This window comes from Sphingobacterium bovisgrunnientis (genome assembly GCF_009829085.1).
Lineage (GTDB): Bacteria > Bacteroidota > Bacteroidia > Sphingobacteriales > Sphingobacteriaceae > Sphingobacterium > Sphingobacterium bovisgrunnientis.
The window spans coordinates 33,286-45,840 of the sequence record NZ_WUQY01000016.1 but is presented as its reverse complement, the minus strand read 5'-3'; the positions used below and the strand labels follow the sequence as shown (position 1 = coordinate 45,840).

The 12,555-nt window shown below is 36.9% G+C and carries 14 protein-coding genes; 9 read left to right on the top strand and 5 right to left on the bottom strand.

Annotated elements, in window-relative coordinates:
* Window positions 1–2: 2 nt before the first annotated feature.
* The 4 genes from rpsK (at window position 3) to rplQ (ending at window position 2,813) form a co-directional block, all read left to right on the top strand.
* Window positions 3–392, top strand: a complete 390-nt coding sequence (rpsK, locus tag GOQ16_RS09390) for a 30S ribosomal protein S11 (RefSeq protein WP_149912431.1) — start codon at window positions 3–5, stop codon at window positions 390–392.
* Window positions 393–458: 66 nt separating this feature from the next.
* Complete coding sequence (gene rpsD, locus GOQ16_RS09385; protein ID WP_149912432.1) at window positions 459–1,067, top strand: 30S ribosomal protein S4; 609 nt, start codon at window positions 459–461, stop codon at window positions 1,065–1,067.
* A gap of 86 nt (window positions 1,068–1,153) precedes the next feature.
* Window positions 1,154–2,146: a DNA-directed RNA polymerase subunit alpha gene (locus GOQ16_RS09380; protein ID WP_149912433.1), complete on the top strand. Its 993-nt coding sequence runs from the start codon at window positions 1,154–1,156 to the stop codon at window positions 2,144–2,146.
* Between the two features lie 148 nt (window positions 2,147–2,294).
* Window positions 2,295–2,813, top strand: a complete 519-nt coding sequence (rplQ, locus tag GOQ16_RS09375) for a 50S ribosomal protein L17 (protein WP_160069048.1) — start codon at window positions 2,295–2,297, stop codon at window positions 2,811–2,813.
* A gap of 70 nt (window positions 2,814–2,883) precedes the next feature.
* Here rplQ and GOQ16_RS09370 read toward each other — a convergent pair whose 3' ends face one another.
* Complete coding sequence (locus tag GOQ16_RS09370; RefSeq protein ID WP_192922520.1) at window positions 2,884–4,194, bottom strand: acetylxylan esterase; 1,311 nt, start codon at window positions 4,192–4,194, stop codon at window positions 2,884–2,886.
* A gap of 254 nt (window positions 4,195–4,448) precedes the next feature.
* On the opposite strand from GOQ16_RS09370, the gene GOQ16_RS09365 reads away from it, so the two are divergent.
* The 5 genes from GOQ16_RS09365 to GOQ16_RS09345 are packed head-to-tail and all read left to right on the top strand — an operon-like array spanning window position 4,449 to window position 9,265.
* Window positions 4,449–5,585 carry an aspartate aminotransferase family protein gene (locus GOQ16_RS09365; RefSeq protein ID WP_160069047.1) on the top strand — a complete coding sequence of 379 codons (1,137 nt, stop codon included), beginning with the start codon at window positions 4,449–4,451 and terminating at the stop codon, window positions 5,583–5,585.
* A 25-nt stretch (window positions 5,586–5,610) separates the two neighbouring features.
* A complete protein-coding gene (locus GOQ16_RS09360) occupies window positions 5,611–6,576 on the top strand; it encodes a Rossmann-fold NAD(P)-binding domain-containing protein (RefSeq protein ID WP_160069046.1) in 966 nt (321 codons plus the stop codon).
* Between the two features lie 9 nt (window positions 6,577–6,585).
* Entirely contained in the window at window positions 6,586–7,383 is a 798-nt protein-coding gene (gene argB, locus GOQ16_RS09355; RefSeq protein WP_160069045.1) for an acetylglutamate kinase, read from the top strand.
* A 21-nt stretch (window positions 7,384–7,404) separates the two neighbouring features.
* A complete protein-coding gene (gene proC / locus GOQ16_RS09350; RefSeq protein ID WP_160069044.1) occupies window positions 7,405–8,205 on the top strand; it encodes a pyrroline-5-carboxylate reductase in 801 nt (266 codons plus the stop codon).
* On the top strand, window positions 8,198–9,265 hold the full coding sequence (locus GOQ16_RS09345) for a M20 family metallo-hydrolase (protein ID WP_160069043.1): 1,068 nt from the start codon (window positions 8,198–8,200) through the stop codon (window positions 9,263–9,265). Before proC ends, GOQ16_RS09345 begins: the two co-directional genes overlap by 8 nt.
* A gap of 35 nt (window positions 9,266–9,300) precedes the next feature.
* Here the strand turns inward: GOQ16_RS09345 and GOQ16_RS09340 are convergent, their stop codons facing one another.
* The 4 genes from GOQ16_RS09340 to bcp all read right to left on the bottom strand — a co-directional run bounded on the left by GOQ16_RS09340 (window position 9,301) and on the right by bcp (window position 12,473).
* Window positions 9,301–9,852 (bottom strand): hypothetical protein, encoded by a 552-nt coding sequence (locus tag GOQ16_RS09340; protein WP_160069042.1) that lies wholly within the window; start codon window positions 9,850–9,852, stop codon window positions 9,301–9,303.
* 124 nt (window positions 9,853–9,976) lie between these two features.
* On the bottom strand, window positions 9,977–11,446 hold the full coding sequence (locus GOQ16_RS09335; protein WP_160069041.1) for a glycine--tRNA ligase: 1,470 nt from the start codon (window positions 11,444–11,446) through the stop codon (window positions 9,977–9,979).
* Window positions 11,447–11,493: 47 nt separating this feature from the next.
* Window positions 11,494–11,997: a MepB family protein gene (locus GOQ16_RS09330; protein ID WP_160069040.1), complete on the bottom strand. Its 504-nt coding sequence runs from the start codon at window positions 11,995–11,997 to the stop codon at window positions 11,494–11,496.
* 8 nt (window positions 11,998–12,005) lie between these two features.
* On the bottom strand, window positions 12,006–12,473 hold the full coding sequence (gene bcp, locus GOQ16_RS09325) for a thioredoxin-dependent thiol peroxidase (RefSeq protein WP_160069039.1): 468 nt from the start codon (window positions 12,471–12,473) through the stop codon (window positions 12,006–12,008).
* Between the last annotated feature and the right edge of the window lie 82 nt (window positions 12,474–12,555).

The following is a 12,555-nucleotide window of genomic DNA, read 5'->3' as shown; positions in this document are numbered from 1 at the left end:
AAATGGCTAAAAGTAAAAAAGTTACTAAAAAACGTATCGTTGTTATCGAGCCTGTAGGTCAAGCTCATATCAATGCTACTTTTAACAACATTATTATTACTTTGACAAACAATTCAGGTCAAACTATTTCATGGTCATCAGCTGGTAAAATGGGCTTTAGAGGTTCTAAAAAGAACACTCCATATGCTGCAGGTCAAGCTGCTTCTGACTGTGGTAAAGTTGCACATGACTTAGGATTACGTAAAGTTGAAGTTTTCGTTAAAGGACCAGGTGCAGGTCGTGAATCAGCGATCCGTACATTACAAACTGTAGGTATTGATGTAACTACTATCAAAGATATTACACCACTTCCTCACAACGGTTGTCGTCCTCCAAAACGCAGAAGAGTTTAATAATAGTATTGTTTAAGATAAGATTCGTCAGCTAAAGGCTGATTGATACTTCAAACAGAGAAAGAAATGGCAAGATATACAGGACCTAAGTCCAAAATTGCACGTAAATTCAGAGAGCCTATTTTCGGCCCTGATAAAGCGTTAGAGAAAAAAAATTATCCTCCTGGACAACACGGTCCATCTAAAAGAAGAGGTAAACAATCTGAATATGCTGTTCAGTTGTTAGAAAAACAAAAAGCGAAATACACTTACGGTGTATTAGAGCGTCAATTCGCTAACTTATTCGCTAAAGCATCTGCAAAACAAGGTATCACAGGTGAGATCTTCTTGAAATTATTAGAAGCTCGTTTGGATAATGTTGTTTACCGTTTAGGAATTGCTCCTACACGTTCAGCTGCTCGTCAATTAGTTTCACACAAGCACATTACTGTTAACGGCGAAGTTGTTAACATTCCATCATATAGCATCCGTCCAGGCGATGTTATCGCGGTACGTGAGCGTTCTCAAACTTTAGAAGCTATCACTACTTCAGTAGCTGGTAGAACAATCAACAAATACGGTTGGTTAGAGTGGGATGCAAAAACTCTTACAGGTAAATTCTTAAGCTACCCAGAAAGAGCTGATATCCCTGAGAATATCAAAGAAAACTTAATCGTAGAGTTGTACTCTAAATAATAATTAATAGATATATGCATAATCTGTATAAGATTATGCATATCCTATTAAGATATACATTGTTAAAAAATATTAAAATATTATAAATGGCAATTTTAGCATTTCAAAGACCGGATAAAGTGATCATGCAGAAATCTACGGATTTTGATGGTACTTTCGAATTTCGTCCATTAGAGCCAGGTTTTGGTGTAACAATTGGTAATGCTTTGCGCCGTATTTTATTGTCCTCTTTAGAAGGATATGCAATTACGTCGATTAGATTTTCAGGTGTCTCTCACGAATTCTCTACAATCAAAGGTGTAGCAGAAGACGTAACTGAAATCATCTTGAACTTGAAACAAGTACGTTTCAAAAAATCAGGTGAGCAAGGTGACAACGAGAAGATCTTTGTAGTTATCAATGGTCAAGAACAATTCAAAGCTGGTGATATCACTAAGTTTTCGAACAACTTTACTGTTTTGAACCCTGACTTCGTAATCTGTAACATGGAAAGCTCAGTAACTATTGAGGTTGAATTGTCTGTTGCAAAAGGTCGTGGTTACGTAAATGCGGAAGAGAATAAAGTGACTGATGGTCCTGTAGGTGTAATCGCTATTGATTCTATCTACACTCCGATTAAGAATGTGAAATATACCATTGAAAACTACCGTGTAGAGCAAAAGACTGACTACGAGAAATTGTTGTTAGACATCTCTACAGATGGTTCTATTCACCCAGAAGATGCTTTGAAAGAAGCAGCTCGTATCTTAATTCAACACTTCATGTTGTTCTCTGACGAAAATATGTTGTTAGAGTCTCAAACTAAAGAAGAAACTAAAGTTGTAGACGAGGAAATCTTACACATGCGTAAGATCTTGAAAACAGAATTAGTAGATTTAGATCTTTCTGTTCGTGCATTGAACTGTTTGAAAGCTGCAGATATTCGCAGTCTAGCTGAGTTAGTAACTTACGACGTAGCTGACATGTTGAAATTCCGCAACTTCGGTAAAAAATCATTAAGCGAAATTCAAGAGTTGGTAAAATCGAAAGGTTTATCATTCGGAATGAACTTGTCTAAATTTAAATTAGACGAAGATTAATAATAATTAAATAATTAAGCGACCTGTTGCATAATTCCCCTGAAGGAGAATTTGGAACAAAGATTAAAGAGTAAAGATTTCGTCTTTTATCATTTATCTTTGATCCTTAATCCAAAAAAGGACGGTATGCGCAAAAACAAAAACTAAAATGAGACACGGAAAAAAAGTAAATCACTTAGGCCGCACTGACAGTCACCGTAAGGCGATGTTAGCTAACATGGCGACGTCATTGATCAAACACAAACGTATTACTACTACTTTGGCTAAAGCTAAAGCTTTGCGTAAATATGTTGAGCCATTGATTACTAAATCAAAAACTGACACGACTCACTCTCGTCGTACAGTATTCGCTTACTTAAAAGATAAAGATGCTGTTACTATCTTGTTCCGTGAAGTATCTGAAAAAGTTGCTACACGTCCAGGTGGTTACACTCGTATCATTAAATTAGAAAACCGTTTAGGTGACAACGCTGAGATGGCATTCATCGAGCTTGTAGATTACAACGAAGTTTATGGCAAAACTGCTCAAGCTGAGAAAAAATCTACTCGTCGTCGTGGTTCTTCTAAGAAAAAAGCTACTGAAACTGTTGAAGCTACTGAAGAAGTAAAAGCTGAAGAAACAACTGCTACAGAAGAAGCTCCAGCTACAGAAGAGAAAAAAGACTAATTTATAAGTCTTAATCTTATAAATAAAGCCTATCATCATTGATGATAGGCTTTAATGTTATACAGGAGTTCTATTTTTTGACAAAATCTTTTACCCAAGTTAGCATTTTTGTATGCTGTTCTGGATATGTCCAATGTCCAGTTTCTTGGATTAAATAAAGCTCTTTCGGTGCATTTATTTGGTTGTATGCCGCATAGTAGGAAGTCGGTGGACAAGTTTCATCGTTATATCCCCAAGTGTAAAAACCCGGAACTGTAATCATCTTAGAAAAATTAACAACGTCATAATAAGCTGAAGTTTCAACCTTATGTTTTGTTGGGATTTGTGAAGGATTATTAGCGGTGAACATATGCGGCCAGCCACCAGCTCTATTGTGCATGTAACCCGTCAGATCGCATAACGCTGGATATAGCGACACAAGACCTTTCACTTTTTTGTTTAGTGCGGCAGTTGTTATAGACAAAGCTCCTCCTTGACTACCTCCCCAAAGTACAATATTTGAATTGTCAACTTCGGCTAATGAAGCAAGCACATCTACCGCTCTACTGCAACCTATATATACTCTTTTGTAATAGTAATTGTCTTTATTGTCCAAATTTAGGGTTGGATAGCCTCGAAGTGCCCCTGCTGAAAGATCGTTATATAGGCTTACATCATTCGTAACTGCTATTCCATGGATTCCAACTTGTAAGGTTACAAAGCCTTGTTCTGCTTGATCGATCATGCCATTGTACGGTCTAATTCCAGCACCAGGCACGTGTAAAATGGCAGGATATTTACCTGATTTTTTAGGTGTTGTTAGTATTCCATACATTTGACTGTTGTCAATATTTCTATAGCTAATGTGATAGACGTTTGTATTTGCAGTACATTTCTCAGGTAATAATGTGTATTTCACGTCTAATGGTATTCTATCTGATTTTTCCAATTCGGATTTCCAAAATGCTGAAAAATCGTTCGGTAGTTTTTGTGTGGGTTTGATTTTTTCTGGTGCAACGGCAGCTGTTGCTATTCCTCGGTAATCGATACCGTCTACATTAACTTTTACCTCACAACGAATAAATCCAGGCGTATCAAGAGATAATTGCTTACCGACCGCAACGTTTTCTTTATCAATTTTGATTGTACCTTTTTGATCGGCTGTCATTTTCTCTAGTCCAATCGTGTAACTAGCAGTCACGTTTTTCATTGGCACATGATTCTTAATTATCGTGGTTGTAAATTTGATTTTTTCACCCGGCGCATAGGTCCAATCTGCTTTATTTGGTGTCACAAGCACTTGTATAACTTGATTGTTTCGCGATTGGCTAATTCCCTTAAAATATAGACCACAACAGAATGCAGAAAGTAATAGGTAAGTTAGGATGTTTTTGATTTTCATAGATTTATGATTAATTTAAGTTTGCTTATAAGTAGTGATTTAAATATCAATATTTTATTGTTCCTAAATCTATTGTTTTAATATTATTACATTCTAATCAGGCATGTGATATCAGAATCGAGATCAATCTTATTAATTGTTTTTTAATATAATAATGTAAAAATAGCAGATAAAGTACCCCAATTTCTTCGTACTTGAGTATATTTGCTAGCAATGTTATTTTAATATTGAAATTGCCATAAAAGACATAAAAAATGAATTTATTTAATGTTTACCCGATCAATCCAATAAACATTGTGAAGGCGCAGGGATCAACTGTTTGGGATTCGGAAGGTAATGAATATCTTGACCTATATGGAGGTCACGCTGTTATTTCTATTGGACATACACATCCTCATTATGTGCAGCGTATCACGGAACAATTAAATAATATTGGATTCTATTCAAATTCTATAGAGATTCCTATTCAGCAGCAATTAGCGGCGCGATTAGGCGAGGTATCAGGTAAAGTTGATTACACATTATTCTTATGTAATTCAGGAGCTGAGGCGAATGAAAATGCATTGAAATTGGCTTCTTTTCATACTGGTCGTAAGAAAGTAATCGCTTTTACAAAGGCATTTCACGGACGTACGTCATTAGCTGTAGCGGCTACGGACAATCCAGCAATTGTTGCACCCGTTAATGAAACAGACAATGTCGTATTTCTTCCATTCAACGACGAAGATGCTTTAACAAATGCTTTTGCTGAATTTGGAGATGAAATAGCAGCAGTTATTATTGAAGGTATTCAAGGTGTAGGCGGGATTCGTGAGGCATCGGTTTCATTTTTGAAACTAATTCGTTCCTTGTGTGACCAATACGGATCTGTATATATTGCAGACTCAGTACAGTGTGGTTATGGACGTACGGGTGAATTTTATTCGCACGATTATGCCGGTGTTGAGGCAGATATATATTCGATGGCGAAAGGGATGGGTAATGGTTTCCCAATCGGCGGTATTGCTATTGCTCCAAAATTCAAAGCTTCCTATGGTTTGCTAGGCACTACATTTGGTGGCAATCATTTGGCTTGCGCAGCAGCGGTAGCTGTATTAGATATTATTAAACAAGATAATTTATTAGCAAATGCAGCTTCTGTGGGTTCATATTTGATCCAAGAACTAAAAAAGTTTGATAAGGTAGAAGAGGTGAGAGGTCGTGGCTTGATGATTGGTATTGACTTACCTGTGGAGTTAGCGAATGTGAAGAAAGATTTATTAGTAAAAAATAGAATTTTCACTGGGGAAGCTAAACCCAATGTGATTCGTATTTTACCTGCATTGAATATCACAAAAGAGATTGCAGATCAATTTTTAACAGCTTTGGACGAACGTCTTAAAGCGCAATAATATATATTCATAGATAACGATATCAATGAAAAAATTCTTTTCAGTAGCGGATGTTGATAGTTTAGATGCTATCGTCAAAGAAGCTTTAGAATTAAAAGCAAATCCTAATGCAAATGAGGAATTAGGTAAACATAAAATGTTAGGCTTGGTATTTTTGAACCCAAGTTTACGCACGCGTCTTAGTACTCAAAAGGCAGCTATTAATCTTGGCATGAACGTGATGGTCATGAACATGGACAAAGATGGTTGGGCTTTGGAAACTCAAGATGGTGTGGTGATGAACGGCACCACTGTGGAACACATTCGTGAAGCTGCTGCTGTCATGGGAGAGTACTGCGACATTTTAGGTTTACGTTCGTTTCCTTCCTTGAAAGATAAGGAAGCGGATTATACGGAAGATTTATTCAATAAGTTTATCAAATTCTGTGGTGTACCTGTTGTGTCTTTAGAAAGCGCGACACGTCATCCATTGCAAAGTTTGACGGACTTAATCACAATTACGGAACACAAAAAAGTAGATAAACCAAAAGTTGTATTGGCTTGGGCACCGCATATTAAAGCATTGCCTCAAGCTGTGCCTAATTCATTCGCAGAATGGATGTCGAAAGCACAGGAGCAAGGTTTGGTTGATTTTACGGTGGCGCATCCTGCTGGATATGAGTTGTCAGAAGAATTCACTGCTGGAGCGACTATTACCACTAATTTGGATGAAGCGTTAGCAGGTGCTGATTTTGTATATGTGAAAAACTGGTCTTCTTACAAAGAGTACGGTCAAGTGTATCCAGTGTCTGAAAATTGGATGTTGGATAATCGAAAGTTGAAATTGACGAATGATGCCAAAGTGATGCACTGTCTTCCGGTACGTCGTGATTTAGAATTGTCATCTGAGATATTGGATGGTCCAAATTCATTAGTCATTAAAGAAGCAAGCAACCGTGTTTGGGCGGCACAAGTTGTATTGAAAAGAATATTAGAAAGTCTAAACAAATAAGCAGAAAATATGTCGAATAGTACATTGAATATTATTAAGATCGGTGGAAATGTAATTGATGATGATATTCAATTAGAAACTTTCTTGGAGAAATTCGCTTCCATACCTGGGAAAAAGGTATTGGTGCATGGAGGAGGAAAGATAGCTACGCGTTTGGCGACAAAATTGGGACTCGAGGCAAAGATGGTGGAAGGTCGTCGTATTACGGACAAAGATATGTTGGATGTCGTGACGATGGTGTATGCTGGTCTTACCAACAAGAATATTGTGGCAACGCTACAAAAATATAAATGTGATGCAATTGGATTAAGTGGAGCGGATGGTAATGTCATCAAAGCTGTTAAACGTCCTGTTAAGGAAATTGATTATGGTTTTGCGGGTGATATTTTAGCAGATTCTGTTAATTCATTGGCTATTAAAAAGTTTTTGGATGCTGGATTTACACCAATTTTTTCAGCTATCACACATAATGGATCAGGGCAATTGTTAAATACGAATGCCGATACCATTGCGGCAGCGTTGTCTACAGCCATGTCTGATCATTACGAGACATCCTTGATCTACTGTTTTGAAAAAAATGGTGTTCTATTGGATGTGAACGATGAAAATTCGGTAATTGAAAATATTACAGCGAAAGATTTTACAAAATACAAAGAGCGTGGAATTATCAGTGATGGCATGATTCCAAAGTTACAAAATGCGTTTGATGCAATTAATAAAGGTGTCAAATCCGTTTATATTGGGAATGCTTCAAATTTACATTTGTTCCAACAACAAAAATTCGGAACTTGCCTAATCAACAAGTAATTTAATCAACAGACCTAAATCATGAGTAAGATAACAATAATAGGATCGGGTAATATTGGATTTTCGCTGGCTAAGGGCTTAGTAAAATCTAATATTTACAGGGCGGAAGATATTGTCCTTACGCGAAGAACTTTGGCTTCTTTATCGGAAGAAGAAGCATTGGGATTCGGTGTGAGTGCAGATAATCCAACAGCTATTCAAGGTGCAGAAATCATTGTGTTGGCAGTATTGCCGCAACAGATTAAGAAGGTGATGGAAGATATAGCGCCCACTGTTCAGCCAAATCAAATTATTGTTTCTGTCGCATCAGGCGTTTCGTGTCAAGATGTGAAAGAAATTTTGGGTCAAGATAAAATTGTAGTTCGTGCTATGCCGAATACGGCCATAGCTATTGGACAGTCAATGACTTGTATTGCTACGCAGAATGCAAGTGCAGAAGCCGTTGGAACTGTTGAAAAATTGTTCGAAGCAGTCGGTTCTGTTGTGGTTATTGAAGAGGAATTGATGACGTCAGCAACAGCTCTGTGTGCGTGTGGTATTGCATTTTTTTTGCGTGCTATTCGAGCGGCTTCGCAGGGTGGTGTTGAAATTGGCTTTCATGCACACGATGCACTTAAAATGGCTATTCAAACCGCTAAAGGCGCAGCAGATTTGTTGTTGCAAACACATAATCATCCCGAAAGTGAAATCGACAAGGTTACATCACCTAAAGGATGTACGATAGCGGGACTGAATGAAATGGAACATAATGGTTTAAGTTCAGCGTTTATTAAAGGAATCAAATTGTCAGCTAAAAAGGCTGGCGGACTCTATAATGAATAAGTATATAGATCAACTTATCGAAGATAGTAAATCTCTATTGGCACAGCTGATAGAGATTCCTTCTTTTAGTAGGGAAGAGGAACAGACTGCTGATTGCATCAGTACGTTTCTTATCGAAAGAGGAGTTTCGAATAATCAAGTTGGAAATAATGTGATCGCTTATAATAAGTATTTCGATGAATCAAAACCTACAATTTTATTAAACTCACACCACGATACTGTAAAACCAAATCCTGGATATACCAAAGATCCTTTCAAAGCAATTGTCGAAGACGGGAAACTATATGGCTTGGGATCTAATGATGCAGGCGGATGTTTAGTTTCGTTAATTGCTGCTTTTGTATATTATTATGAAGATAAAAATTTAGCTTACAATTTGTGTTTAATTGCTTCCGCAGAAGAAGAAATATCGGGTAAAAATGGTATTGAAGAAGCTTATAAGCATGGGGTAGATTGCGATTTTGCGATTGTAGGCGAACCAACCTTATTGGATTTGGCTGTAGCGGAGAAAGGTTTAATGGTGTTAGATTGTACGGCTTACGGCGAATCTGGGCATGCTGCACGTGACGAAGGAGTCAACTCGATTTATAACGCTATTGAAGATATTAATTGGTTCAATACCTATAAATTTCCGAAGGAATCAGAATTTTTAGGTCCTGTTAAAATGTCTGTTACGGTTATCAATGCAGGTTCGCAACATAACGTTGTTCCAGCAGAATGTAAGTTTGTGGTGGATGTACGTACGACAGATGTATATTCGAATGTAGAAGTTCTTGAAATCATTCAGTCACATGTCAAATCTGATGTTCAGGCACGTTCTACACGTTTGAATCCTTCTACTATAGCTATTGAGCATCCAATTGTTCAAGCAGGGTTAAGCTTAGGGAAAAAGTTGTATGGAAGTCCTACAATGAGTGATCAAGCTTTATTGCCGATTCTATCAATTAAAGTTGGTCCAGGCGATTCTGCGCGTTCGCACACTGCAGATGAATTTATCTATCTTAAAGAAATCGAAGATGGGATAAAGTTTTATATTGAATTGCTAGGTAAAGTACTATAGAATACAAAAGGAAGTCATCAGACTTCCTTTTGTAATTATCTTAATTTCTTGACATCTCTTTCAGCCTTCTCAAAATCTCGTTCTAATTCCTTTAATTTAATTTGTTGTTTACTGATTTTGATAATTTCTTTTTCTCTATCAATATCGGAAATTCGGTTTCTGCGGATTTTTCTATCAAGTGCATCTTCCATTTTCTCAATTTTAGAAGCCTGCTTTTTGATATTGCTTTCTAACTTGTTAGCTTTTTTTAATGCTTTGTCATATTTTTTAGCCGCTTTCTCACGAGCTTTTTGCTGTTTTTCAAGTTTCTTAGCTTGCTTTTCGACTTGTTTCTGACGTTTTTTTAACTCTTTTTCGGCTTTTAATCTTTCTTTTTCGGCTTTTTGTGCGGCCTTCTCCGCTTCCAAATTTGCTTTCAAAAGAGCTTGTTCTTGTAGACGTTTTTGTTCTTCTGTAAGTAAAGTAGGGGCAATCGTGTCTGGCTTAGTTGATTCGATAGATGTATTTGTGTTGACAGGTTGTTGCGCTTTCGTAATACCTGCAAATGCAACTAATACAGTAAGTGCTATGATTTTTATTGTTTTCATCGTTCTTATATGTATATTTTGACTAATGAAGCAGTCAAAAAGTTTAACACAAAGATAAAAAACAAAAAAAGAGTAGCAAATGCAATTATGCTACTCTTTCAATTTTATTGTAGAGGAATCGCTATTATGCTAGTTGTTCTAACAAACCTGTTAAACTAACGCGCTCACCTATAATGCGGCTTAACTCAGCGATTGCAACGCGTTCTTGCTCCATCGAATCACGGTGACGAATAGTTACCATATTGTCTTCTAGAGATTGGTGATCTACTGTGATACAGTATGGCGTTCCGATAGCATCTTGACGACGGTAACGCTTACCAATCGCATCCTTCTCATCGTATTGAATATTGTAATCCAATTTCAATTTAGCCATGATTTCACGCGCTTTCTCTGGAAGACCATCTTTCTTAGTCAATGGCAATACCGCAGCTTTCACAGGTGCAATAGCTGGATGGAATTTCAATACGACACGTGAATCTTGTTTTTCTTCTGTCGAAAGATCTTCGTGAACCAAAGAATTGGCTAATACTGTCAAGAATAGACGATCCAAACCAATTGACGTCTCAACTACATAAGGAATATAGTTTTGATTGATCTCTGGATCGAAATATTGCATTTTCTTTTTCGAAAATTCTTGATGTTGTTTTAAGTCGAAATCTGTGCGGGAGTGAATACCTTCAACTTCTTTGAAACCAAATGGGAATTCGTATTCGATATCTACAGCGGCATTCGCGTAATGCGCTAACTTAGCGTGATCGTGGTAACGGTATTTTGCTGGATCTGCTCCTAAAGCTAAATGCCATTTCAATCGTGTTTCTTTCCATTTTGCGTACCATTCCATTTCAGTACCTGGACGTACAAAGAATTGCAACTCCATTTGTTCGAACTCGCGCATACGCATGATAAACTGACGCGCAATGACTTCATTACGGAAAGCTTTACCAATCTGAGCAATACCAAAAGGAATTTTCATTCTTCCTGTTTTCTGAACGTTCAAGAAGTTTACAAAGATACCTTGCGCTGTCTCTGGGCGTAAATATACTTTCTCCGCTCCATCTGCCATCGCGCCCATTTGGGTATCAAACATCAAATTAAACTGACGAACTTCAGTCCAATTTTTAGTGCCTGAGATTGGACAAACAATATTATGATCTTCAATGATTGTTTTCAAACGCGCTAAATCGTCTGCATTCAATGCATCGTCTAAGTCTTGTTGTAATTGAGCTGCTTTATCTGTTTTACCGTCTTTTTCATAACGATCGATTTTATCTTCGATCAATTGGTCTGCACGGTAACGTTTTTTTGAATCTTTATTATCGATCATTGGATCGTTGAATCCATCTACGTGCCCAGAAGCTTTCCAAGTCGTGGGGTGCATGAAAATTGCGGCATCAATACCTACAATGTTTTCGTTCAATTGCACCATGGATTTCCACCAATATGTCTTCAGGTTATTTTTTAGTTCTGAACCTAATTGTCCGTAATCATATACGGCACTCAAACCGTCATAAATCTCACTTGAAGGGAATACAAACCCGTATTCTTTAGCGTGTGATATAATGTTTTTGAAAAAGTCGTCTGTTTGTTTGCTCATAAGAAGCAAATATATAGAAAGGTTATCAAAGTGGCAAAAGTAAAGATTTATTGGTAATTAGAATTAATCAGTGCTATGAATTTCTCAGCCACCAAAGGCGTATCTTCTGTTATATCAATAAAATAGGGAACTTGCCATATTTGTGTTTTGATAGCTTGTTTGCTTACAGGTTTATCCCATGATGGATAAATTCTGAAACCTCGTTTGCCATCATGAATATCCTTCAAAATTTTATTTTCGCGAAGGGCTTGTTTGGAGAAGATAAAGATTCCTTTTTTAGCGTCATCATTCGTCGCTATAATATAAAAGTCGAACGGATCTGAATAATGAAAAGGTTCTGTAGTGCCACTTGTATTTCTCTTCCATAAAGTTACAAACTGACCAATTTTTTTTGGTGTTATTTTGGCTTTTCTGAACTTATAGTTTTGGGTTCCAATGGTAAAATTGAAACCCAAATATTCTACACACTCATCTTCTCTATGGAGATTGCAAATTTGTAAATCGAGATTTTTTAAAATCTTAACATCTAGAAATAGTAATTCTTCAATCATCTGATTTACTATGATCCAGAGTATAAATCCAAAATCTGCTGAGAAGCGTTTTTATTGTCTACTTTTTTAATGATGTGTTCGATAATTCCTTCTTCGTTAATGACAAATGTCGTACGCGCAGTTCCCATATATTTCTTGCCATACATGTTTTTCTCCACCCATACGCCGTAATCATTTACGATTTTTTGGTCTTCGTCCGCTAATAGGTTGAAAGGCAATTCAAATTTTGCGATGAATTTTTGATGAGACTGTTCGCTGTCGATGCTTACACCCAACACTTCAAATCCTTTGCCTAATAAGAATTGGTAATTATCTCTGAAGTTACATGCTTCAGTAGTACATCCCGGTGTATTGTCTTTTGGGTAGAAATACAATATTACTTTCTTGCCCAAAAAATCTGAAAGTTTTATGGTTTCGCCTGCTTGATTTTTAGCGATTATATCTGGTGCTTTTGTTCCTATTTCTAAATTTGCCATGTTTTTATAGTTTTATAGTGAACTTGTTATCTAGTTAACTTGAAATAGTGTGACCTTGATAACATCATCACTTCATTACCCG

What these genes read in the sequence shown, in the direction of transcription:
- GOQ16_RS09345 (WP_160069043.1), top strand. Translation starts at nt 8,198, where the DNA reads ATGAATAAGTATATAGATCAACTTATCGAAGATAGTAAATCTCTATTG.
- GOQ16_RS09330 (WP_160069040.1), bottom strand. Translation starts at nt 11,997, where the DNA reads ATGATTGAAGAATTACTATTTCTAGATGTTAAGATTTTAAAAAATCTC.
- GOQ16_RS09370 (WP_192922520.1), bottom strand. Translation starts at nt 4,194, where the DNA reads ATGAAAATCAAAAACATCCTAACTTACCTATTACTTTCTGCATTCTGT.
- rplQ (WP_160069048.1), top strand. Translation starts at nt 2,295, where the DNA reads ATGAGACACGGAAAAAAAGTAAATCACTTAGGCCGCACTGACAGTCAC.
- GOQ16_RS09380 (WP_149912433.1), top strand. Translation starts at nt 1,154, where the DNA reads ATGGCAATTTTAGCATTTCAAAGACCGGATAAAGTGATCATGCAGAAA.
- GOQ16_RS09360 (WP_160069046.1), top strand. Translation starts at nt 5,611, where the DNA reads ATGAAAAAATTCTTTTCAGTAGCGGATGTTGATAGTTTAGATGCTATC.
- argB (WP_160069045.1), top strand. Translation starts at nt 6,586, where the DNA reads ATGTCGAATAGTACATTGAATATTATTAAGATCGGTGGAAATGTAATT.
- GOQ16_RS09365 (WP_160069047.1), top strand. Translation starts at nt 4,449, where the DNA reads ATGAATTTATTTAATGTTTACCCGATCAATCCAATAAACATTGTGAAG.
- bcp (WP_160069039.1), bottom strand. Translation starts at nt 12,473, where the DNA reads ATGGCAAATTTAGAAATAGGAACAAAAGCACCAGATATAATCGCTAAA.
- GOQ16_RS09340 (WP_160069042.1), bottom strand. Translation starts at nt 9,852, where the DNA reads ATGAAAACAATAAAAATCATAGCACTTACTGTATTAGTTGCATTTGCA.
- proC (WP_160069044.1), top strand. Translation starts at nt 7,405, where the DNA reads ATGAGTAAGATAACAATAATAGGATCGGGTAATATTGGATTTTCGCTG.
- GOQ16_RS09335 (WP_160069041.1), bottom strand. Translation starts at nt 11,446, where the DNA reads ATGAGCAAACAAACAGACGACTTTTTCAAAAACATTATATCACACGCT.
- rpsD (WP_149912432.1), top strand. Translation starts at nt 459, where the DNA reads ATGGCAAGATATACAGGACCTAAGTCCAAAATTGCACGTAAATTCAGA.
- rpsK (WP_149912431.1), top strand. Translation starts at nt 3, where the DNA reads ATGGCTAAAAGTAAAAAAGTTACTAAAAAACGTATCGTTGTTATCGAG.